The organism is Pseudomonas soli (genome assembly GCF_900110655.1).
GTDB classification, from domain to species: Bacteria; Pseudomonadota; Gammaproteobacteria; order Pseudomonadales; family Pseudomonadaceae; genus Aquipseudomonas; species Aquipseudomonas soli.
In genome coordinates this window covers 894,793-915,436 of the sequence record NZ_FOEQ01000001.1, presented here as the reverse complement: position 1 = coordinate 915,436, position 20,644 = coordinate 894,793, and the positions used below count along the sequence as shown (strand labels likewise).

General features: G+C 65.7%; 18 protein-coding genes and 1 tRNA gene. 9 read left to right on the top strand and 10 right to left on the bottom strand.

Features of this window, described 5'->3' with window-relative positions:
- Nucleotides 1-3: 3 nt before the first annotated feature.
- Complete coding sequence (locus BMY03_RS04235) at nucleotides 4-468, top strand: CreA family protein (protein WP_094010320.1); 465 nt, start codon at nucleotides 4-6, stop codon at nucleotides 466-468.
- Between the two features lie 101 nt (nucleotides 469-569).
- On the opposite strand, the gene mksF is transcribed toward BMY03_RS04235, so the two are convergent.
- From mksF to mksB, 3 genes are read right to left on the bottom strand one after another with little or no spacing between them, the layout of a single operon-like run.
- A complete protein-coding gene (mksF, locus tag BMY03_RS04230; protein ID WP_094010319.1) occupies nucleotides 570-3,401 on the bottom strand; it encodes an Mks condensin complex protein MksF in 2,832 nt (943 codons plus the stop codon).
- Entirely contained in the window at nucleotides 3,398-4,105 is a 708-nt protein-coding gene (gene mksE / locus BMY03_RS04225; protein ID WP_046857180.1) for an Mks condensin complex protein MksE, read from the bottom strand. The genes mksF and mksE overlap by 4 nt, the downstream gene beginning before the upstream one ends.
- A complete protein-coding gene (gene mksB / locus BMY03_RS04220) occupies nucleotides 4,095-5,381 on the bottom strand; it encodes an Mks condensin complex protein MksB (RefSeq protein ID WP_094010318.1) in 1,287 nt (428 codons plus the stop codon). The genes mksE and mksB overlap by 11 nt, the downstream gene beginning before the upstream one ends.
- Before the next feature lie 222 nt (nucleotides 5,382-5,603).
- On the opposite strand from mksB, the gene BMY03_RS04215 reads away from it, so the two are divergent.
- Together BMY03_RS04215 and rimI are read left to right on the top strand one after the other, a co-directional pair.
- The gene (locus tag BMY03_RS04215) at nucleotides 5,604-6,389 is read left to right on the top strand and encodes an energy transducer TonB (RefSeq protein WP_094010368.1); all 786 of its coding nucleotides are present in this window, start codon (nucleotides 5,604-5,606) and stop codon (nucleotides 6,387-6,389) included.
- Entirely contained in the window at nucleotides 6,386-6,841 is a 456-nt protein-coding gene (gene rimI, locus BMY03_RS04210; RefSeq protein ID WP_094010317.1) for a ribosomal protein S18-alanine N-acetyltransferase, read from the top strand. The genes BMY03_RS04215 and rimI overlap by 4 nt, the downstream gene beginning before the upstream one ends.
- Before the next feature lie 153 nt (nucleotides 6,842-6,994).
- Here the strand turns inward: rimI and BMY03_RS04205 are convergent, their stop codons facing one another.
- On the bottom strand, nucleotides 6,995-8,158 hold the full coding sequence (locus BMY03_RS04205) for a hypothetical protein (protein WP_094010316.1): 1,164 nt from the start codon (nucleotides 8,156-8,158) through the stop codon (nucleotides 6,995-6,997).
- Between the two features lie 65 nt (nucleotides 8,159-8,223).
- On the opposite strand from BMY03_RS04205, the gene BMY03_RS04200 reads away from it, so the two are divergent.
- The gene (locus tag BMY03_RS04200; protein WP_177182873.1) at nucleotides 8,224-8,808 is read left to right on the top strand and encodes a D-Ala-D-Ala carboxypeptidase family metallohydrolase; all 585 of its coding nucleotides are present in this window, start codon (nucleotides 8,224-8,226) and stop codon (nucleotides 8,806-8,808) included.
- Here the strand turns inward: BMY03_RS04200 and BMY03_RS04195 are convergent.
- A complete protein-coding gene (locus BMY03_RS04195; protein ID WP_038707336.1) occupies nucleotides 8,748-9,653 on the bottom strand; it encodes a LysR substrate-binding domain-containing protein in 906 nt (301 codons plus the stop codon). The genes BMY03_RS04200 and BMY03_RS04195 overlap by 61 nt on opposite strands.
- 217 nt (nucleotides 9,654-9,870) lie before the next feature.
- Between BMY03_RS04195 and BMY03_RS04190 the strand changes: the two genes are divergently transcribed.
- Entirely contained in the window at nucleotides 9,871-10,485 is a 615-nt protein-coding gene (locus tag BMY03_RS04190) for a LysE family translocator (RefSeq protein WP_094010315.1), read from the top strand.
- Nucleotides 10,486-10,539: 54 nt separating this feature from the next.
- Here the strand turns inward: BMY03_RS04190 and BMY03_RS04185 are convergent.
- Together BMY03_RS04185 and BMY03_RS04180 are read right to left on the bottom strand one after the other, a co-directional pair.
- A tRNA-Met gene (locus BMY03_RS04185) sits at nucleotides 10,540-10,616 on the bottom strand.
- A gap of 96 nt (nucleotides 10,617-10,712) precedes the next feature.
- Nucleotides 10,713-11,636, bottom strand: a complete 924-nt coding sequence (locus BMY03_RS04180; RefSeq protein ID WP_094010314.1) for a FecR family protein — start codon at nucleotides 11,634-11,636, stop codon at nucleotides 10,713-10,715.
- A gap of 201 nt (nucleotides 11,637-11,837) precedes the next feature.
- On the opposite strand from BMY03_RS04180, the gene BMY03_RS04175 reads away from it, so the two are divergent.
- Nucleotides 11,838-13,052, top strand: coding sequence for an MFS transporter (locus BMY03_RS04175; RefSeq protein WP_094010313.1), 1,215 nt, complete (start codon nucleotides 11,838-11,840; stop codon nucleotides 13,050-13,052).
- Between the two features lie 390 nt (nucleotides 13,053-13,442).
- Complete coding sequence (locus BMY03_RS04170) at nucleotides 13,443-14,600, top strand: MFS transporter (RefSeq protein ID WP_038707339.1); 1,158 nt, start codon at nucleotides 13,443-13,445, stop codon at nucleotides 14,598-14,600.
- Between the two features lie 22 nt (nucleotides 14,601-14,622).
- On the opposite strand, the gene BMY03_RS04165 is transcribed toward BMY03_RS04170, so the two are convergent.
- The 3 genes from BMY03_RS04165 to BMY03_RS04155 all read right to left on the bottom strand — a co-directional run bounded on the left by BMY03_RS04165 (nucleotide 14,623) and on the right by BMY03_RS04155 (nucleotide 18,634).
- A complete protein-coding gene (locus BMY03_RS04165) occupies nucleotides 14,623-17,097 on the bottom strand; it encodes a TonB-dependent siderophore receptor (protein ID WP_094010312.1) in 2,475 nt (824 codons plus the stop codon).
- Nucleotides 17,098-17,193: 96 nt separating this feature from the next.
- Nucleotides 17,194-18,150 (bottom strand): FecR domain-containing protein, encoded by a 957-nt coding sequence (locus tag BMY03_RS04160; protein WP_094010311.1) that lies wholly within the window; start codon nucleotides 18,148-18,150, stop codon nucleotides 17,194-17,196.
- Nucleotides 18,137-18,634: a sigma-70 family RNA polymerase sigma factor gene (locus BMY03_RS04155; protein ID WP_094010310.1), complete on the bottom strand. Its 498-nt coding sequence runs from the start codon at nucleotides 18,632-18,634 to the stop codon at nucleotides 18,137-18,139. Before BMY03_RS04155 ends, BMY03_RS04160 begins: the two co-directional genes overlap by 14 nt.
- Before the next feature lie 183 nt (nucleotides 18,635-18,817).
- Between BMY03_RS04155 and BMY03_RS04150 the strand changes: the two genes are divergently transcribed.
- Complete coding sequence (locus tag BMY03_RS04150) at nucleotides 18,818-19,444, top strand: DNA-3-methyladenine glycosylase family protein (RefSeq protein ID WP_094010309.1); 627 nt, start codon at nucleotides 18,818-18,820, stop codon at nucleotides 19,442-19,444.
- A 94-nt stretch (nucleotides 19,445-19,538) separates the two neighbouring features.
- Nucleotides 19,539-20,597: a bifunctional DNA-binding transcriptional regulator/O6-methylguanine-DNA methyltransferase Ada gene (gene ada, locus BMY03_RS04145; RefSeq protein ID WP_094010308.1), complete on the top strand. Its 1,059-nt coding sequence runs from the start codon at nucleotides 19,539-19,541 to the stop codon at nucleotides 20,595-20,597.
- Nucleotides 20,598-20,644: the final 47 nt, after the last annotated feature.

Below are 20,644 nucleotides of genomic sequence, written 5' to 3'. Positions count from 1 at the left end.
GAGATGCAAGTGCTTAAAGGATTGATTGCCGCCGCCGCGCTGGCACTGCCGATGCTGGCCGGGGCCGAGGAAATCGGCCAGGTGTCCACCGTGTTCAAGTTCGTCGGGCCGAATGACCGCATCGTCGTCGAGGCGTTCGACGACCCGAAGGTCGATGGTGTGACTTGTTACCTGTCGCGGGCCAAGACCGGCGGCCTGAAAGGTGGGTTGGGTCTGGCCGAGGACCGCGCCGAGGCGTCGATTGCCTGCCGTCAGGTCGGGCCGATCCAGTTCAAGGGTGAGCTCAAGGATGGCGAGGAGGTGTTCAAGGAACGCACCTCGCTGGTGTTCAAGACCATGCAGGTGGTACGTTTTCTCGACAAGAAGCGCAACACGCTGGTGTACCTGGTGTACAGCGACCGCGTGATCGAAGGCAGCCCGCAGAATGCGGTGACGGCGATTCCGATCGTGCCTTGGGCTCAACAGTAACAGCCGGTTGAAATGATCGCGGGGCAATCCCGCTCCCACAGAGCCTTGTGGGAGCGGCGGTGCGCCGATGCGAATTGCCCCGCGATGCTTTTCGGTTTGAATCAGGCCAGTTCCTCGGCCTCATCCTCACGCACTATCGCCTTCACCTCGTCGCGACGGCTGATGTACTTCCAGTCCGACTCGTCGATGTAGATGCCATTCGGCCCGCTGCCACCTTCCAGGTCGATCGCCACCCGCGCCGACACCTGCGGCTTCACGCTCGCCAGGATCGGCACGAAGCCCAGCTGCTGGCTGGTTTCCAGCAACGCCGCCTGGTTGCGTTCGTCGATGTCCGCCGCCTCGTCGAGGTAGTACGGCAGGCGAATGTGCCCGGCCAGGTCGCGGTCCATCAGGTGCAGCAACAAATACATGTTGGTCAGCGCCTTGATGGTCATGGTGGTGCCGTTGGACGCGGCGCCATCGATGTCGGCGTGGATCACCGGCTGGCTGTTGATCTTGGTGATCTCGAAGGCCAGTTCGAACAGGTCCTTCAGGCCCAGCTGGTTGTGGTTGGCCGCCACCAGCCGCGCCAGGTACTCCTTGGCCTCTTCGTTCTTGTGATCCTGCTCGGCGCTCTGGGTCAGGTCGAATACCGACAGGGTCTCGCCTTCCTCGTACTGGCCGGCGCTGTGGATGATCTGGTCGATGTGCTTGAGCGCTTCCTTGTTCGGTGCCAGCACCACGCGGAAGCTCTCCAGGTTCGATACCTGGCGCTTGTTGATCTCTCGGTTGAACAGCGCCAGCTGGTGCTCGAGACTGTCATAGTCGCTACGGATGTTGCGCAGGGTCCGGGCGATGTCGGTGACCGCGGCGCGGCGGGCCTTGGCCAGGGTCAGCGCTTCCTCGGTGCGGTGCGAGTAGGCGTTTATCAGCAGCTGCAGGCGGCGCTCCATGTCGTCTTCGCTGTCGAACTTGGCCACGCCCTTCAGGCGCACCTGGGCGTACAGCGCCTCGATCTGGTTGTCCACGCGTTGCAGGGCCTGCCAGCTGTCCTGGTAGTCGTTGAGCAGCGGCAGCAGGTTGTCCATGGAGTCGTCGATGGCTTCCATGAACGGCGTGCCGAACGGCAGGTCGGCCGGCAGCAGTTGGCGACGGCGCAGGGCGTCTTCCAGGGTGCGCTGCTTGGCTTCCAGGTCGGCGATCTGCCGGCCCACCAGTTGCAGCTTGGCCGACAGCTGCTGGACGCGCTCGGTGAAGGCGTCGCTGGAGCGCTTGAGCTCGTCCTGGGCGGCTTCCAGCTGGCCCAGTTGCTCCATTTTTTCCGGCTCTTCGGCAGCCAGGGTCTCGGTGCGGCGGAAGTCTTCCAGGGCCTTCTGCGCATCCAGCACCTGCTGGTACAGCGCCTCGGTCTGCGCCTTGCTCGCGGCGCGGTCGAGGGCCACGGCCTGCTGGGTCTTGAGCTGCTTGAGCTCCTTCTCCAGGCGTTCCTTTTGGTCGCGCAGGGCGGCGCGGTCGGCCAGGGCCTGCAGCGCGGGCGGGTCGATGTGCGAGATGTCGATGGACAGGCCGGGCACTTCGAAGCGCTCTCCCTTGAAGCGGTCGAGCACGCTTTCCAGGGTCTTCACCCAGACGTCGCTGTCGTCCAGCTCGATGCCGCGGTCACCCATCGGCAGGCTGAACAGCGCGCCGTTGAACAGGCGCATCAGGCGGTCCACGTCCTGCTGCGAGAACTCTTCGCGCAGGCGGGCGTAGCTGTTGTTGTCGGCGTGGTCGAGCTGCTGCTTGACCGCCTTGACGCGTTTTTCAAGGTCGCGCACGCGCTCGTCGAGGTCTTCGGCGGAAAACTGCCGCGACTGGGCCAGGGCGCCGGCCAGTTCATCGTGGGCGTCCTTGGCGGCCAGCAGCTGCTGCTCCAGCACCTTGACGTCGGTGACCAGGGCGAAGCGGTGCTTGAGCACCGACAGCTCCCCCAGCCAGCGCTGGATGCCGGTGATCTCGCGCTCCAGGCGCATCAACTCCTGAGTGCCGCCGCGCTGGTCGTTCTGCAGGCGGTCCTGCTCGCCACGGTAGTGCTCGGCTTGGATGGTCAGCTCTTCCTTGCGTGCCATGGCGTATTCCTGCCATGTGCCCAGCAGGTTGTCGAGCAGGGGCGAGATACGGTGCAGCTTGCCGCGCAGGATGTCGCGCTGGGCCACGCCGCCGGCCAGGGCCTCGACCAACGGGCCGGCAGCCACCAGGGCGTTGTAGTCGCCCTCCATGCGGCGCACATCGCGGAAGGCCTCTTCGCAGGCAGCGATGTAGTCGACGCTGCCCGAACGCAGGCTGTGCTCGAAGGCATCGAGGAACAGTTGCTTGAGCTTGGCGGCGGTGATTTCGCGCATGTGCAGCAGGTTGATGAATAGCGCCCGGAATGTCTTCAGACTCTGTTCGCTGGTCGAGCGCAGCGGGATCAGGGTCAGGTCCAGCGGCACCGAGGTGTGGCCGCCGACCAGCAGCCGGCGTAGTTCGTCAGGCTTGAGCTCGTAGGCCTTCAGGCCATGGCGCTCGAGGTTGGTGAACAGCTCTTTCTGGCGCAGGCAGGTGTCGTCTTTCTGGTAGTGGGCCAGGTCCAGCTCGCCTTGGTAGGCGAAGAACTGGTGGCCGAAGCCGCCGCCCGGGCCGCGGCCGACCACGCCGATCACGTGAGGGCCGTGGGGCAGGTTCAGCTCGCAGAGGATGTAGCTGGTGTCGGTGGCGAAGTAGAAGCGGCGTGACTGCTCCAGGCTGTACTTGCCAAAGCTCATGTCGGACATGCGCGCCAGGATCGGGAACTGCAGGGCGTTGATCGACGCCGATTTACCCAGGTTGTTGGCGCCATAGACCGACAGCGGGTGTTCCAGGGGGAACAGGCCGAGGCTGTAGCCGGCGGTGTTGAGCAGTGCGAAGCGGCGGATGCCGTAGCGTTCCTGGCTCATGCGTCAATCTCCTGTTGCTCTTCGCGGATCGCCCGAGCCAGGGCATCCTCTTCGCTTTCCTCGCCATCGAACGGGGTGAGGTCGAGCGGATCGTCGGTGCGGTTGAGTTCTTCGGGCGTCTCTTCCACAACCAGCACGGGTACCGGCAGCGGCAGGTCGCTGTGCAGGGTGGCGGCCAAGTCGCGGTCCTGCTGGACCGACAGGCAGACGTCGAGGAAGCGGTGCATCGGCGGCAGGAAGCGGTAGATGCCGCCTTCCTCATGGGCAAAGCCGAGCTGGCTCATGCGGCGCATGATTTTTTCTTCGAGCTCGTCGACGGTCTGCACTTCGGCCTGCAGGAACAGGTCGCGGTACTTGTCCAGCAGCGACGGCAGTTCGTCACGGCCGATGCTGCCACCGTCGAGCACGGCCATCGGGTCGCGCCCCTGGTCGGCGAGGTGCTCGACCAGGATGAAGGTAAACAGCGACAGGCGCTGGGCGGTCTTGTTGACCTGCGCGGCGGCCTGCTCGGGGACGAAGTAGTAGAAGCCGCGGGTATCGCACACCAGCTCGAAGCCCAGGGCCTTGAACAGGGTGCGGTACTGGTCCTGGAAGTTCGACAGCTGGGCGTACAGCTCCGGGTCGCGGCGGCTGACGTGGAAGCCCTTGAACAGCTCGCGGAAGATCGGCGCGAGCTGGGACAGTTCGGAAAGATCAAGATGCATGGGTGGGGCTCGCGGTGGATTCGGTCGTGGTCGCCGGCTTGTCGCGGCTGGAGGTCAGGGCGAAGGAGCGCAGGCTGACCAGGTGTTCGCGGGTGAGGTATTGCTGGCGGTCGAGGCGCTCGCGGCTGAAGCGCTTCTCGCGCGACAGGCGCGAGAACCAGTACAGCAGTTCGTCGGTGGCGCCTTCAGGCTCCTGCTCCAGCAGCCAGACCATCAGGTCCGGCAGCGGCAGGGCGTCTTCGCAGCGCTCGAGCATTTCCTTGACCGTGCGCGGGGCGCGGGGCAGCGGGCCCTTTTGCGTCTTGTGCGCCTTGGGGAAGCGCGCGGGCTTGGGCTCGAAGCGGGCCAGTGCATAGACGTAGGCCTCGACCTGGCTGGCGCTGCCGAGGAAGGTGCTCTGCGGGCGGGTGAACAGCGGCATGGCGGCCTGGGGTACGGCGTCGATGCCTTTCTTGCGGATCACCGACAGCGCCAGCGCGGCGCCGCGGGTCACGGCGTTGTGCCGGCGCGCCTCTTCACGCAGCGGCAGCAGCAGCTCGCGGGCGTGGCGCAAGGTCAGCTGGGCGCTGGTCTGCATCTCGAGGATGCGCGCGTGGGTGCGCAGCAGCATGTCGTCGTCGACCAGGTGGCCCAAGCGCGCCTGCTCACCCAGCAGGCGCAGCAGTACGGTCTCGACCTTGCGCACGCCCTGCTCGAAGGCGCCGTCGGCGTTGACCAGCTGGATCATCGGCTCGACGTACTCGTCCCAGGTCGCCAGTACTTCGGCGTAGCGCTGGCGCAGGGGGATCTGGCGGTTGCTGGTCTTGGCCCGCTCGGCCACGGCCACCAGTGCCTGCTCGTCGTTGTCGAGCTTCTTCAGTACATCGCGCACGCGCATGTCGAGCAGGCGCAACTGGCGCGCCAGGTCGTCGCTGTCGCGGTTGTCGAAGGCGTCCTGGATATGCCCGGCCAGGCGCTCCAGGTGGCGCAGGTAGGCCTCGATCTCCAGGCACAGGCCCAGCCGGTGCTCACGGCGCAGATAGGCGAGGAAGTCGTGGATCTGCGCGTTGAGCTCGAAACGGTTCGGGCTCTTGGCCACCGGGACCAGGATGTCCAGGCGGATCCACACGTCGAGCAGCTGGGTGATGTCCTGCGGGGTGCTTTCCACCTGCTGGCGGGCCAGTTGCTGGCGCAGCTCGACCAGGCTCAGGGTGCCCTGGTCGAAGCGCTCGCACAGCGGCTCGATCAAGGCCCAGTGTTCGGCTAGGGCGCGCAGGACGCGCTTGGGTTCGATCATTGGCGGGTCGACTCGTTGCCAAATAAAAGCGGCGATTGTACTGCATCCGGGGGGGAGGATTTCACCCCTTGGTCTGTTATGGGGATAACCCTGATCCTTTTGGGGGATTCACCGGCCTCATCGCGGGGCAGGCCCGCGATGACCGACAATCTGTTGCGGCGCATCCAGGTCAACAGCGTTAGAATGCCCGACTGTTTCGACTATCCACCGGATACCCGCGCCTTGCTGATCGAGTCCCGCCGCCGCGCCTACCTGTCCGCCATGCAAGTGGTGCACTGGCTGCCGCGCGCCGAACTGCCGTTCGCCGCGCCGTCGCGGCCAGAGCTGCTGTTGCCGGTGGCGCCGGTCGATGAGGTCGACTTCGAGGTGCGTCCGGCCGCGCCTGCGCCGAGCGCCACTCCGGCAGCCCCTCAGGCGCGTGCCGAGCGGCCGAAGATCGAGATCCCGCGCCCGGGCAGCGCGCCGAAAGTCGCCGCCAAGCCGGTCGAGGCAGAGGCAGAGCCTCCCGCGCCGCGCCCGGCGCCTGTGCCACCACCGCGCTTCGCCCTGCAGTTGCTGCGTGCCGGCGACTGTCTGCTGCTGGTGGAGCTGGCCACCGGCCAGCCGTTCCAGAGCCGCGACCCGTCCTACCTGCTGCTCAAGGACATGCTGCGCGCCGCCGGTCTGCCGGACGCCCCGCAGATCATTGGCGAGCCGGTGCGTTGGCCGCTACTGATGCGCGGCAACATGGACCAGGGGCCGGATGCCGCCCGGGACTTTGTCCAGGGCTTTATCGCCGCTCGCCTGGAAGAGGCGCCGTGCGCCTGCCTGTGGCTGATCGGCCTGCCGGCCATTCGCTTCGCCGGCCAGGCAGACGGCGAAGCTTATTACCAAGAACTCAAGGTCGACCTGCTCGGCGATGCCTGGGCCTTGCCCGGCCTTGAACTGTTGATGGACGAGCCGCAGCGCAAGGCGGACGTCTGGAAAGCCATGCGCCAGCTGATGGCGCGCTGGAAACGCGTTGAATGAGTGACTCGATCAGTTTCCGCCCGGCAACCGAGGCGGATCTGGATACCCTGCTGAAGATCGAATATGCCGCCTTCAGCCATCCCTGGACCCGCGGCATCTTCCAGGATGCGCTGAAGTCCTACGAAGTGTGGCTGATGTTCGACGGCCAGCAGCAGGTCGGCCATGGCGTGATCAACGTGATCATCGACGAGGCGCACCTGCTCAACATCACAGTAAAGCCGGAGAACCAGGGCTGTGGCCTCGGCCTGCGCCTGCTCGAGCACCTGATGTCCCGGGCCTACCAGCTCAATGGCCGGGAGTGTTTCCTGGAGGTGCGTGCCAGCAACCAGTCGGCATATCGCTTGTACGAGCGCTATGGCTTCAATGAAGTCGGTCGGCGCCGTGACTACTATCCGATGGCGGGCGGGCGGGAAGATGCGCTGGTGATGGCCTGTACGTTGCTCGAAGACTGATTTCGCACGCTGTCTTGTATTGGGGCCGCTATGCGCCCCATCGCTGGCAAGCCAGCTCCCACGGCGATGGCACTTGGCTTGAAGGCGGCGCGGTCGGGGTGGGAGCCGGCTTGTCGGCGAGAGGGCCGCATCGCGGCCCCTTGTGCAAGTAACTCAGATCTCTGGGTGCTGCACTTCGACCGGTTTACGCAGGTCGCGCAAGCTGCGCGTCACCGTTCCGGTATTGCACTTGGCTGCCGCCTGCTCCGGGGTCATCTCGCGGATGGTGCGGTAGAACAATTCGCAGGTCTGCTTCTTCTGGGTTACCTGCCACTTGCTGGTGCAGGCATCCAGGGTGAGCTTGGCATCGGCCTGCGGGTTGCGCCCCATGCCGGCCTGCCAGCAGGCGGCGGAGAGGTCCTGGCCCATCATCTTCAGGCCTGCGGCGTCGGCCTTGTCCTGGTCGCCGTCGTAGCTTTTCGGGTCGGCGGCGTACCAGATCGCGCTCGGGTGGTTAGCGCCGAGCACGGGCACCTTGGCGCTGTTGGCCTCGGGGCTGATGCTTACCAAGCCGAGCACATTCACCTTCGGCCCATACTGCTGCTGGATCCAGGCCCGTACCGGCGCGCCGAACGCGACCATCGGCAAGGCGCCTTTGCCGTCGTGGGTCAGGGCCACTTCCTTGACCATGCGCACCTGGTAGTCGTTGAAGTAGCTGTAGACCCCTTCCAGGTCCTTGCCGGCGCTGGCCGGCGCGGCGATCGGGGCGATGTCGACGATGGTCTGGTAGGCCGGGGTCTGGGTAGCCTCGATACCGTTGAAGGTCAGAAGTTGCGCCCAGCGGTCGGTGGTGTTGGACTTCAGGTAGTCCTGGTAGCGGGTCAGCGAGTAGTCCGGCGGGAAGTGCAGCAGTTCGATGCTGCGGCGGTTCTCCAAGGCCATGCCCAGGGGCAGGAACAGGTACCAGCTATAGTCCCAGCCGCCTTTCTGGTTGAGGCGGGTGGCGCCCTGGTAGGCCAGCTCGCCGCTGTCGAGCAGCTTGCGCAAGGGTTCGGTGTAGCTCGCCGGTACGTCGGTGATGCTGGCGCGCAGCTTGTCGTTGTCGCGGTTCACCGTGACCTTGGCATTGGCATAGCCGTCGCGCTGCACGCTCTGGGTGAGGTAGTGCTCGACGGTCTGTTCGAGTGTCCAGTCGCGGTAGCAGATCACGTTGCAGTTGTTGGGATAGGCGAACAGCCGGGTGACCCGCTGGGCATCGCCCAGGTCGATCTGCGCGTCGGCCATGGCCAGGCCGCTGAAGGCGAGGGCGGCCAGGCCCGATACAGCAATCTTGTGCATGCTTAACTCCTTGTCAGTGGCCGCCAGGACGGCGGACCGCCCATGGTGGATGAAGAGGTGGGGGAATGAAAAGCGCCAGGATATGGCTATTGGCTAGCGCGCTGATCGGGCTGGGTACGGCCCAGGCCGATGAACGCGATGTGTGGATGTTCGCCCAGTGGGCCGGGGATCACGAGAACCGCAGGTTTCGTGAAATGCTGGTGGACGCCCGGCTGTATGGCGTGGTGCCGATCCATCAGTTGCTGCGTTCGGCCTCGGACTGGCGCCTGTGCAAGGCTTCACCCTTCGCGGTGCCGCCGGCGAGCCACTGGCCGGCGGTGCGTTCAACCCTGGCATTGATCAAGACCCTGGACCAGCAGGGCATCCTGCGTCAGTTCGAAGTGGTGTCGGCCTACCGCGATCCCCGGCTCAATGCCTGCGCCGGCGGCGCGCCGAGCAGTGCGCACATGCGCGCCTTCGCCGTCGACCTGCTGCTGCCACCCTGGGCCGACCCGAACCCGCTGTGCCGCTTCTGGCAGCAGCACGGCCAGGCCTGGAACATGGGGCTTGGCCGTTACCCCTCGGGGCGTATCCATATCGACACGGCCGGCTATCGCACCTGGGGCGGTGACGGCGGGGCCGGGTCGTCGTTCTGCAGCAAGCCCAGGTGAGCCAGACAGGCTCGGCACTCGTCGCCGACCCACTGCGCGAAGCGCTGGCGCTTGCTGCCGTCGTCCAGCGGCTGCGGGCTGAGCAGGTGGTAGCCGGAGCCGTCGCGCAGGAAGCTGTACGGCGCCTGTAGCTGGCCATTGTCCAGTTCGTCGCGAACCATCAGCGCCGAGGCGATGGCCAGCCCCATGCCCGCGCTGGCGGCCTGGATCGACAAGTAGAAGTGCTCGAAGTCGCTGCGCGCCGTGTGCCGGATGCCTTGGCCGCTCAGGCGTAGCCAGGTGGCCCAGGCATCGGGGCGGGTGGTGCTGTGCAGCAGGCGTTGGCCCTTGAAGTCTGGCCTTGCGACCGGGCCGATCCACTCATCGCAGATCTTCAGGCTGTGCAGCTGGCGGTCCCAATGGAAGTCATCGCGGCGCAGTGCCAGGTCGATGCCGCCACGGGCGAAGTCCACCGGCCCGCCGGCCGCCACCAGGTGCAGTTGCAGGTCGGGGTGTGCGGCGTGAAAGCGCGGCAGGCGCGGGATCAGCCAGCGCATGGCGATGGTCGGCTCGCAGGAGACCACCAGTACGTTGTCTTCTGGCTGCTGTTGCAGGCGCTGCACGGCGCCCTCCAATTGCTCGAAGATCGACTGGGTGGTGCTGTGCAACTCGCGACCGGCGGGGGTGAGAAAGATTGCCCGGTTGCGCCGTTCGAACAGTGCCACGCCGAGGCTTTCCTCGAGCAGGCGCACCTGGCGGCTGACGGCGCCGTGGGTGACATGCAGGTGCTCGGCGGCGCGCACGAAGCTTTCAGTGCGGGCGGCGATGTCGAAGTAGCGAAAGGCGGTAAGGGGAGGCAGTTTCATGTGCTGGCCTGTTCCGGCTTTATCGCGGGGCAAGCCCGCTCCCACGCATGCTGAGGCTGCGCTCGTGGGAGCGGGCCTGCCCCGCGATAGGCCAGTCGATTCAATGCGAATAGGTGAGTAAAACTAGCAGATTAGCCAGACTATAAATCGATTTTTACTCGTTCAAGGCAACAGGATAATCCCATCTTCCGTGAATTTTCATCGAGGATCCCTGTTCGTGAACGAACTCATCGCCGTAGCCCTGTTCACCATTCTGGCTGTCATCAGTCCTGGCGCCGACTTCGCCATGGTCACCCGCAGCAGTTACGCACAAGGCCGCAAAGCTGGCCTCGCTGCCGCGGCAGGCATCGCCCTGGGCGTGCAAGTGCATGTGCTGTACACCGTGCTCGGCATCGCCGTGATCATCAGCCAGACCCCGACCCTGTTCCTGGCCATGAAGGTAGTGGGGGCGGGCTACCTGGTGTACCTGGGCTATAAATCGCTGACCAACACCACGCGCATCAGCCTCGACGGCCTGGCGCAAGGCGCTTCCAGCGTGGCGAGCGCGTTGCGCACGGGCTTTCTGACCAATGCGCTGAATCCCAAGACCATGCTGTTCGTGGTCAGCGCCTATACCCAGGTAGTGCGGCCGGGCAGCCCGCTGGCGCTGGACTTCGCCTATGGCGCGTTCATGTCGTTTGCCCATTGGGTGTGGTTCAGCCTGGTGGCGGTGTTCTTTTCCAGTGCGCGACTGCGGGCGGCGATGATCGAGCGCCAGCGCACGGTTGACCGGGTAATCGGGGTGGCCTTGATCGGCCTGGGGCTGGCCGTGGTGGTGGCGGGAGTGAAGTAACGTTTTCGCGGGCAAAGAAAAAGGGCTTATCTTTCGATAAGCCCTTTTAGAAGGTGGTGGCTACACAGGGACTTGAACCCCGGACCCCAGCATTATGAATGCTATGCTCTAACCAACTGAGCTATGTAGCCAACTTGGCGCGCATTATTAGCTCGAATCGCGATCCTGTCAACAACGTTTTCAAAAAAAATTTCCAACCTTTCAAACGCTTAGCCCGGAAGGGCGCCTCAACGCACGATCAGCCAGTGGCCGAGCAGGTTGTGCAGGCGCAATTGCTGATCGGCGGCCAGGCGCTCGAGGCTCTGCGCCGGGTGGTCGAGGTCGAAGTCACCGCTGATCCGCTGATAGGCTGCTTGCTCGTTCATCATCCAGACACGCTGGCCACGGTAATCGGCCAGGCGCTCCAGCACTTCGCTCAACGGCAGGTTCCTGGCCTTCAATTGGCCGTTGCGCCAGGCATCGGCCAATCTGGCATCGATCTTTTCGACCGAATTGATACGGCTCTCGCTGAACGTCACCCGTTCACCGGCATTCACCAGGCGCTGGTCGCCCCCCTGCAGGACCGCGGCCTTGCCGCTGAGCACCACCAGTTCGTCGTGGTCGGCATGGCGGGCGATCTGCAGGCGGGTGCCGAACACCTGGATCCGGGTGTCATCGACCTGCACCTCCATGGCCCGGCCATCGAGCATCACCTCTAGATAGACCTGGCCCTGCACCAGATGCAGTTGGCGGGTGCGGCCACGCAGGTCGACATTCATCGCGCTGGCGCTGTCCAGGTGCAGGGTCGAGCCATCGGCCAGGCGCACGCTGCGGCGTTCGCCGCTGTCGGTGTGCAATTCGCTGCCCAGGCGCTGCATCAGTGGCCAGTAGAGCCAGGCCAGTGCCGCCACCAGCATCAGGAACAGCAGCGCCAGGCACAGCCCGGCACGGTTGCGGCGTACCTTGGCGACCCGTGGTCGGGGCCGGGCCGCCGGCACCTGCAACTGCTGCCAGTAAGCTTCGAGCTGGGCATAGGCCCTGGCGTTGAGCGGGTCTTGGCACCAGCTGGCGAATGCCTGGCGCAGGGCCTCGTCGCAGCCGGGTTGGCGCAGGCGCGAGAACCAGTCCAGGGCTTCTTGCTCGGGGTCGGGCGTGGGCTGCAAGGCGGGCATCGGGCTCATGGGATCGGTCTGCTCGCAGGGGGCGGGCGGTTTCGCCCAGCGTTCACAGGGAAGAGGAGAAAGGATGCTAAATATATTGAGAATTATTTACAAGTACGTGTCGGATGGAAGGCTCGCGCAAATAAAAAGGTAGCTTCGTATCTATTTGTTTCACGATAATCGGATCCCAACCCGCAGACGGACATCCAGCCCATGGCCATCAGCAGCACCCCGACTTCCAGCGCGAGCAGCCCGGCAAACCCGGCCACGCCGCTGGTGATGAGCATCATTGGTTTCTGTGCCCTGGCGCACCTGATCAACGACCTGATCCAGGCCGTGCTGCCGGCGATCTACCCGATGCTCAAGGCCAACTACAACCTGAGCTTCGCCCAGATCGGCCTGATCACCCTGACCTTCCAGATCACTGCCTCGTTATTGCAGCCGTGGGTGGGCTTCTTCACCGACAAGCGGCCCACGCCGAACCTGTTGCCGCTGGGCACCCTGTGCACCCTGGTGGGGATCGTGATGCTGGCCTTCGTTGGCAGCTTCCCGATGATCCTGCTGGCCTCGGCGTTGGTGGGCATTGGCTCCTCAACCTTCCACCCGGAGACCTCGCGCATCGCCCGGCTGGCCTCGGGCGGGCGCTTCGGCCTGGCCCAGTCGAGCTTCCAGGTCGGCGGCAACGCAGGCTCCGCCCTTGGCCCGTTGTTGGCGGCGGCAATCGTCATTCCCTTCGGCCAGACCCACGTGGCCTGGTTCGGCGTGGCCGGGCTGTTCTTCTTTGCCGTGACCTTGATGCTGCGCCGCTGGTACAAGGAGCACCTGAACCAGGCCAAGGCGCGCAAGGCGGTGCAGGCCACCCACGGCATCTCGCGCCAGCGGGTGATCATGGCCTTGGTGGTGCTGGGCCTGCTGGTGTTTTCCAAGTACTTCTACATGGCCAGCTTCACCAGCTACTTCACCTTCTACTTGATCGAGAAGTTCCAGCTGTCGGTGGCCAGTTCGCAGCTGCATCTGTTCCTGTTCCTTGGCGCGGTGGCGGCGGGCACCTTCTTTGGCGGGCCCATAGGTGACCGCATCGGGCGCAAGGCGGTGATCTGGTTCTCGATCCTCGGCGTGGCGCCGTTCACCCTGGCGCTGCCCTATGCCGACCTGTTCTGGACCACCGTGCTCAGCGTGGTGATCGGTTTTGTCCTGGCTTCGGCGTTCTCGGCCATCGTGGTGTATGCCCAGGAACTGGTGCCGGGCAATGTGGGGATGATCGCCGGGATCTTCTTCGGGCTGATGTTCGGGTTTGGCGGGATCGGCGCGGCGCTGCTGGGGTATGTGGCCGACCTGCGTGGGATCGAGTATGTGTACGGGGTTTGCTCGTTCCTGCCATTGTTCGGGTTGCTGGCGGTGTTCTTGCCTTCCACCGGCAAGCACTGAGAGGAGCGGGCGTTGTAGCGCGGCGGCGTCCACAGAGAGGGCGAAGCCACTGTGGCGATTGACGGTCCGGATCACCTTGGCCTAGAGTGCCGCCTCCTCAATATCCTGCGTAGCCGATGCAATGCGCCGTACCCGTAGTCTTCGCCCACACCGCCAGCCTGTCGCCCCGACAGCGCGCCGCGCGTGGCCGAGCGACACGGTGCTCAAGCGTCGACGCAGCGTGCTGTTCGCCTTCACCTTCTCGCCACACCTTGCCCTGAACTGATCCGCGCCCCTGCGTAGCGCGCCTTCCCGGCGTGACGGCGGGCGTCTGCGTTCGAACATCTTTCAGCGGATTTTCCAGTCGGCCAGGGCCAGAGCCCCTGTGCGCCGGCTTGCAAGGAGTGGTACATGAACATGCGTTTGCTGGCGGGCCTGTTGTTCGCCGTGTCGGTGGTCGGTTTCAGCCTCGGGGCGAGCCTGCCGCTGGTGTCGTTGCGTCTGCACGAGGCGGGGGCGGGGACGCTGGAGATCGGCATCATCTCGGCGATCCCGGCGGCGGGCATGATGCTCTCGGCGTTCATGGTCGACGCTTGTTGCCGGCACCTGACCCGCCGCGTCATCTACTTGCTGAGCTTCAGCCTGTGCACCCTTAGCATCGCCTTGCTCGAGTGGGCCTTCGACTCGATGCTGTGGCTGGCGCTGCTGCGCCTGGGGCTCGGTATTGGCATGGGCATCGCGATCATCCTCGGCGAGTCGTGGGTCAACGAGCTGTGCCCCGAGCACAACCGCGGCAAGATCATGGCGCTGTACGCCACCAGCTTCACCGGCTTCCAGGTGCTCGGCCCGGCGCTGCTGGCGCTGTTGGGCGCCAATAGCCCATGGCTGACCGGCGTGGTCACCCTCTGCTATGGCCTGGCCTTGCTGTGCATCCTGTTCACCGTGCCCAACGATCATGTCGAGCATGAGGAAGACGCCAAGAGCTTCGGCCTGGCCGGTTTCTTCCGTGTGGCCCCGGCCTTGTGCGTGGCGGTGCTGTTCTTCTCGTTCTTCGATGCCGTGGTGCTGTCGCTGCTGCCGGTGTACGCCACCAGCCATGGTTTCGCCGTGGGCGTGGCGGCGCTGATGGTGACCGTGGTGTTCGCCGGCGACATGCTCTTCCAGCTGCCGCTGGGCTGGCTCGCCGACCGGGTCGAGCGTACCGGGCTGCACCTGGTATGCGGGTTGGTGGCAATGATGATCGGCATCGCCTTGCCCTGGCTGCTGCAGATGACCTGGCTGCTGTGGCCGCTGCTGGTGGTGCTCGGCGCGGTGGCGGGGGGCATCTATACCTTGGCGCTGGTACTGATCGGGCAGCGCTTCAAAGGCCAGGACCTGGTCACGGCGAACGCCAGCGTCGGCTTGCTGTGGGGCGTCGGCAGCCTGGTCGGGCCGCTGGTCAGCGGCGCGGCGATGGACGTGGCGCCCCATGGCCTGCCCATGGCGCTGGCGCTGATGGCGGGGCTGTTCGTGTGCTTCGCCCGCCAGGCCTATCGCCGGGCAGGCAAGCTTCAGGCGGTGGCGGACTGACCCCCAGCCATCGAACGGCAGGTCAGAAGGTTCCGCGCAAGGTCACCGACACATTGCGCGGATCGCCCCAGTAGTACCCGGTCGGCGTCGGCGCCACCTGGCGGTAGTACTTCTTGTCGAACAGGTTGTTGGCGTTCAACTGCAACGAATAGTTGTCGTTGAAGCGGTAGTTCACCATCGCGTTGTACACCGCATACCCCGACTGCGAAGCTTCGGCTGTGCCGCTGCGGTTGTAGATGGCGCTCTGCGCCTGCACGCCGCCGCCCACGGTCCAGGCCTGCAGCTCGCCCGGCAGGCGATAGCTGGTGAACAGGCGCAGCATGCGCTTGGGGTCGGTGGTGCGGATCGGGTTGCCGTTGTTGCCGGTGGTGTCCTTGAGGTATTCGGTGGTGTTGTAGGTGTAGCCGCCGGTCACGTTCCAGCCCGGCAGCACTTCGCCGGAAATCTCCAGCTCGAAGCCCTGGCTGCGGTTCTTGCCCGCGGCGACCTTGCAATAGCCGCTGGTGTAGTTGGGCAGGCACGGGTTAGGCCCGCTGAGGTCGTCCAGTGCGTTGCCGACCTGGTAGATGCGGAAGAACGCCAGCGAGGTGTTCAGCCGGCCCTCGTAGAACTCGCCCTTGATCCCGGTCTCGTAGGCTTCGCCGGTGACCGGCTCGAGCACGGAGCCGGCGGCATCGGTGTTGGTCTGCGGGTTGAAGATCTCGGTGTAGCTGGCGTAGGTGCTGAAGTTCTCGTTGAGGTCGTAGATCAGCGCGGCGTAGGGCACGATCTCGTTGTCGACGCTGAACTTGCCGTTGGCCTTGGTGTTGTTTTCCTGCTCGTAGTCATACCAGTTGGCGCGGGCGCCGATGATCGCGGTGAGCGGATCGGCCAGGGAGATGCGCCAGGTGGCATAGGCACCTTCCTGGGTGGTGCGGGTGCGTACCGGGTGGGCGGTGATGTCGATGCTCGGGTTGGCCAGGCTGGTCTTCGGGTCCCAGGTGCGGATGTCGAACACGCCCGATTGCACATTGTTGGTGGCCGAGGCGTAGGAGTCGTTGCGGATGCGTTCGACGCCCAGCATCAGCTCGTGGCTGCGACCGAGCAGGTCGAACGGGCCGTTGAGGGTGGCACTGAGGTTGTTCTGCAGGCTCTCGCCGCCATCGCCTTCGGTGACCTGGTAGCTCATCAGGTAAGGGTTGCGGGTCGGGTTGGCGGTGCCGGTGGCACGGCTGAAGTAGGTCTGCTTGAAGCCGTTGTCGTCCAGCTCGAAGTGGGTGCGCTGGGCCATCAGCTTGAGCGTCCAGTCATTGTCGAAGCGATGCTCGAGCTCGGCGAAGGTCTGCAGGTTGCTGCGGTTCCAGCGGTTCCAGTCGGCGCCCAGGTAGGTGCTGCGGCCGAACGGCAGTGGCGAACCGTCGTAGTCGGCCGGCAGGTTGCCCCAGGCGCCGGTGGCGTCGAGCTGGGTCCACTCGAGGCCAGTGGTCAGGGTGGTGCTGTCGTCGAGATCGAAGGCCATGACCCCGTACAGCACATCCTTGCGCTCCTGGCGCGATTGCTGGAAGTGGTCCTTCTCGTCATGCACCGCGATCACCCGGCCACGCACGTTGCCAGTCTCGGTCAAGGGGCCGGAAAGGTCGGCGACGTAGCGCTGGGCATCCCAGGTGCCGAGGGTGACGCTGCCTTCGCCCTGGAACTCATAGGTGGGGCGCTTGCGCACCAGGTTGACGGTGCCGGAGGGGTTGCCGGCGCCGCGCAGCATGCCGGTGGCGCCGCGCAGGATCTCGGCGCGGTCGAGGATTGCCGAATCGCTCTGGATGAACGAACCACCGCCACTGCTCTGCACCACGGTGGCGCCGTCGTACTGGATGGCATCGATCTGGTAGCCGCGCGAGTAGTACTGCACCCGCTCACTGTCGGTCAGGTTGACCACCACGCCTGGGGTCTGCTCGAGCAGGTTGGTGAGGTTGGTGATGTTCTGGTCGTCGATGCGCTGGCGGGTGACCACGGTCACCGATTGCGGCGTGTGGCGGATGCTTTGCGGCGTCTTGCCGATGGTGACCGCCCCAGTGGTGTAGGAGCCGCTGTGCTCGGTGGTCTCGCCCAGGCGGTTGCTGGAGATGCTGGTGGCGCCCAGTTGCAGGGCATCGCCTATCTCCAGGGCGGGTATCAGCAGGAAGCTCTTTTCGCTTTCCTGCTGGACCTGCACATCGCTGCCCCGCAGCAGGATCTGCAACGCCTGCGCGCTGTCATGCCGGCCCTGCACGCCTTGGGTGGTCTTGCCCTGCAGGCTGCCGGCGTCGAACGACAGGTTCAGACCCCCCTGGCGCGCCAGCTGGTCCAGCGCGGCGGCCAACGGGCCGGCCGGGATGTTCCAGTCGCGCTGCTGGCTCTGGCTGGCGGGCGCGGCGACGGCGACTGTCGGCAGCACGCCTGCGCAGGCCATGCCCAGGCCGAGGGCGGCAGCGTGGATGGCATGGCGCAGGGTGGCGTTGCGAGGGGAACACGGGCGAATCATGAAGCGCTCCTGAAGGTTGTCAGACCACTGTTCGGGCTTGTTTTCCTTCAGGCCGGACGAGAATGAGATTCCACCTCATTTATTTTCATCAATTGTTCAGGCGGCGCCGATGCTCACCCAATAGCGTGTGCGGTAGTCGACGCGCACCGGCAGGCTACGGGCGACCAGCAGCAGGACCTGGTCGGTGTCGGCCAGCTGGTAGGTGCCGGAGATCTTCAGCCCGGCCACCTCCGGCGCGCAGCGCAACACGCCGGGGCGGTAGCGCGACAGCTCGTCGATGAACTCGCCCAGGGGCATCTGCTGCACGCTGAGCACGCCGTCGGTCCAGGCCCAGGGGTCGCCATGCACGGTGGCAGGCCGATAGTCGCCTTGGGCGAACACCTGCAGCACCTCGCCAGGCTTGACCGAATGCGCGGCGCTGGAGGCGGGGAACAACGTCACCTCGCCTCGGCGCACGGCCAGCAGCAGGCCCTGGGCGTTCTCGCGCAGCAGCAGCTGGCCGCCCTGGGTGCCGAGGGTGCCAACCGGGGTGTCGATGCTGAACGGGCGGTTGTCGTTGACGTTGCTGTCCAGGCTGATTTCGCCACGGAGCAGGGTCAGCCGGCGCTGGTCGGCGCTGTAGCGCAGGTCGATGGCACTGGCGGTGTTCAGGTGGATCAGGCTGCCGTCGCTGCCGAGCAGTTCACGGCGCTCGCCGGTGGCGGTGCGGCTGTCGGCCATCCAGGCCGACAGGCCCAGCGGTTCACGTGCCGCCCAGCCAGCGCCTCCGCCAAGGGCCAATACTGACAGCAGCTTGAGATGGTCGCGCCGGCTCATGCGTCGGCGCTCGGTACCGGCGAGGGTCTGCCGACTCAACTCGGAGGGCAGGCTGGCCAGTTCGTCACCGAGGCTGCTGACCCGCTGCCAGGCCTGGGCATGCTGCGGGTGGCTGGCCAGCCAGCGCTGGAACTGCTGTTCGGTGCGTGGGCCGGGGCTGTCGTAGCGCAGTTTGACCAGCCATTCGATGGCCTGGTCGACCTGGGCCTGGGTCGGTGACTGGTCAGGCGTCGGCATAGCGCATCCGGTAGCAGACGCCTAGGGCCTTGGCCAGGTCGCGTTCCACCGTGGCCCGGGAAACGTCCAGGCGCTGGGCGATCTGCGTCAGGCTGAGGCCGTCGAGCTGGGCCAGCAGGAAGGCCTGTCGGGCCCGGGGCTTGAGGCGTTGCAGGGCAAGGTCGAGGCGCTCGAGGGTGTCGAGGATCAACAGGCGTTGCTCCTCGCTGGGCGCCTCTTGTTCCGGCAGGTTGGCCAGGCTTTCCAGGTAGGCTTTTTCCAGGGCGCGACGGCGGAACTGGTCGATCATCAGGCCACGGGCGATGCTGCTCAGATAGGCGCGCGGCTCTTTGAGTGGCGAGGCCTGGCGCGCCTTGAGCAGGCGCACGAAGGTGTCCTGGGCCAGGTCCGCGGCGTTCTCCCGGCAACCCACCCGGGCGCCGAGCCAGCCGCGCAGCCAGCGGTGATGGGCCTGATAGAGCAGATCGACCTCGGCCGGTTTCAGCGTGTCTGATCTGCATCGTCTGGAGAGCCTGCGCGGATAATGTGATTGTTAATAGTTCTCAATTCTATGCGGGGCGCCACGGGCGGATCAATGGTATGCCAGCGATTAGATGCGCAAGATTGAGCGTTTCACCGATGAACGGTTGGGCTAGGCTGGGAGGCTGTGTCCATGGGAACGCCAACAATGATCCTTGCAGACCTTTCCCCGCAGGCCTTTGAGGCTGCCGCTGCCTGGCTGGCCGAGCAGGATGCGGACTGGGCGCGGCATATTGCCGCCGTGGGGCCCTGCCTGCATCGGGCGACCCCCGGTCGTGAGCCCTACGAGGCGCTGGTGCGGGCCATTGCCTACCAGCAGTTGCATGCGCGGGCGGCCGAGGCGATCCTCGGGCGGTTGCTGGCGTTGTTCCCGGATGGAGCGTTTCCCTCGCCCAGACAGTTGCTGGCGGTGACGCCGGAGGCGATGCGCGCCTGTGGGCTCTCCGCTAGCAAGATCGCCACGGTTCACGGGATCGCCCAGGCGCGTGTGGAGGGTGTGGTGCCCAGCCGGGAAGAGGCGCTGCATATGTCGGATGCCGCACTGGTCGAACGCCTGGTGGCGCTGCGAGGAGTCGGGCGTTGGACGGTGGAGATGCTGTTGATCTATAGCCTGGAGCGATCGGATATCCTGCCGGTGGATGATTTTGGCGTGCGTGAGGGGTATCGACGCATGAAGGGCCTGGACAAGGCGCCGACGCCCGCGCAAATGCGGGTATTGGGCGGGGCGTGGAGCCCCTATCGCACCGTGGCGGCCTGGTACCTGTGGCGGGCTTGACCCGTGATTGGCCCGTTAAAGATAACGCAAGATTCGGAGTGTTCACTTTCGGCCAAGCCGTCAAGCTCAGCGCATCGAACCAAGGAGAGGCGCCATGACCCCCGCCCCGACCACCTACACCACCGACGCTGAACGCTGGCACGCCGTGCAGTCCCGCGACACCGCCGCGACCGGCCACTTTGTCTACGCCGTGCGCACCACCGGCGTCTACTGCCAGCCCGCCTGCAAGTCGCGCCTGGCCAAGCGCGAAAATGTCGAGTTCTTTGCCGACCCCGGCCAGGCCGAGGCAGCTGGCTACCGCGCCTGCAAACGCTGCAAGGCCGGGCAGGGCAGCCGGCGCACTGACCTGGTGGCCCGCGCCTGCCGCCTGATCGAGGCCCGTGAAACCGCGCCCAACCTCGACCAGCTCGGCAGCGAGCTGAACGTCAGCCCCTTCCATCTGCATCGCCTGTTCAAGGCCGAGACCGGCCTGACCCCCAAGGCCTACGCCTCGGCCTTCCGCGCCCAACGTCTGCGCCAGCGCCTGGATGCCGCCGACAGCGTCACCGAGGCCATCTACGACGCGGGCTACAACTCCAACAGCCGGTTCTACGAGAGCGCCGCCGAGCGGCTGGGCATGCGCCCGCGGGAGTACCGTGCCGGCGGCCAGGGTGCCACCATCCATTTTGCCGTGGCCCAGTGCTCGCTGGGGGCGATCCTGGTGGCCCAGAGCGAGCGGGGCATCTGCGCGATCCTGCTGGGTGACGAGCCCGAGCCCTTGCTCAAGGACCTGCAGGACAAGTTCCCCAAGGCCCGGCTGATCGGCGGCGATGACGCCTTCGAGCGGCTGGTGGCCGAGGTGATCGGCTTTGTCGAGGCGCCGGCGCTGGGCCTGGCGTTACCCCTGGATGTGCAGGGCACGGCGTTCCAGGAGCGGGTCTGGCAGGCGCTGCGCGAGGTGCCGCCCGGGACCACGGTCAGCTACACCGACATCGCCGAGCGCATCGGCGCGCCCAAGGCCGTGCGGGCGGTGGCCCAGGCCTGCGCGGCCAACGCGATCGCCGTTGCCATTCCCTGTCACCGGGTGGTGCGCCGTGACGGTGACCTCAGTGGCTACCGCTGGGGCATCGAGCGCAAGCGTCAGTTGCTGGACCGAGAGACGGCACTCTCCTGAGCGCGCGGACCGAGTAGAATTCACGCCCTGTCGAGTTGCGTAGAGGA

Bases quoted from the DNA above. Each gene is read 5' to 3' on its own strand.
- BMY03_RS04235 (WP_094010320.1), top strand. From the start codon at position 4: ATGCAAGTGCTTAAAGGATTGATTGCCGCCGCCGCGCTGGCACTGCCG.
- mksF (WP_094010319.1), bottom strand. From the start codon at position 3,401: ATGAGCCAGGAACGCTACGGCATCCGCCGCTTCGCACTGCTCAACACC.
- mksE (WP_046857180.1), bottom strand. From the start codon at position 4,105: ATGCATCTTGATCTTTCCGAACTGTCCCAGCTCGCGCCGATCTTCCGC.
- mksB (WP_094010318.1), bottom strand. From the start codon at position 5,381: ATGATCGAACCCAAGCGCGTCCTGCGCGCCCTAGCCGAACACTGGGCC.
- rimI (WP_094010317.1), top strand. From the start codon at position 6,386: ATGAGTGACTCGATCAGTTTCCGCCCGGCAACCGAGGCGGATCTGGAT.
- BMY03_RS04205 (WP_094010316.1), bottom strand. From the start codon at position 8,158: ATGCACAAGATTGCTGTATCGGGCCTGGCCGCCCTCGCCTTCAGCGGC.
- BMY03_RS04200 (WP_177182873.1), top strand. From the start codon at position 8,224: ATGAAAAGCGCCAGGATATGGCTATTGGCTAGCGCGCTGATCGGGCTG.
- BMY03_RS04195 (WP_038707336.1), bottom strand. From the start codon at position 9,653: ATGAAACTGCCTCCCCTTACCGCCTTTCGCTACTTCGACATCGCCGCC.
- BMY03_RS04180 (WP_094010314.1), bottom strand. From the start codon at position 11,636: ATGCCCGCCTTGCAGCCCACGCCCGACCCCGAGCAAGAAGCCCTGGAC.
- BMY03_RS04175 (WP_094010313.1), top strand. From the start codon at position 11,838: ATGGCCATCAGCAGCACCCCGACTTCCAGCGCGAGCAGCCCGGCAAAC.
- BMY03_RS04170 (WP_038707339.1), top strand. From the start codon at position 13,443: ATGAACATGCGTTTGCTGGCGGGCCTGTTGTTCGCCGTGTCGGTGGTC.
- BMY03_RS04165 (WP_094010312.1), bottom strand. From the start codon at position 17,097: ATGATTCGCCCGTGTTCCCCTCGCAACGCCACCCTGCGCCATGCCATC.
- BMY03_RS04160 (WP_094010311.1), bottom strand. From the start codon at position 18,150: ATGCCGACGCCTGACCAGTCACCGACCCAGGCCCAGGTCGACCAGGCC.
- BMY03_RS04150 (WP_094010309.1), top strand. From the start codon at position 18,818: ATGATCCTTGCAGACCTTTCCCCGCAGGCCTTTGAGGCTGCCGCTGCC.
- ada (WP_094010308.1), top strand. From the start codon at position 19,539: ATGACCCCCGCCCCGACCACCTACACCACCGACGCTGAACGCTGGCAC.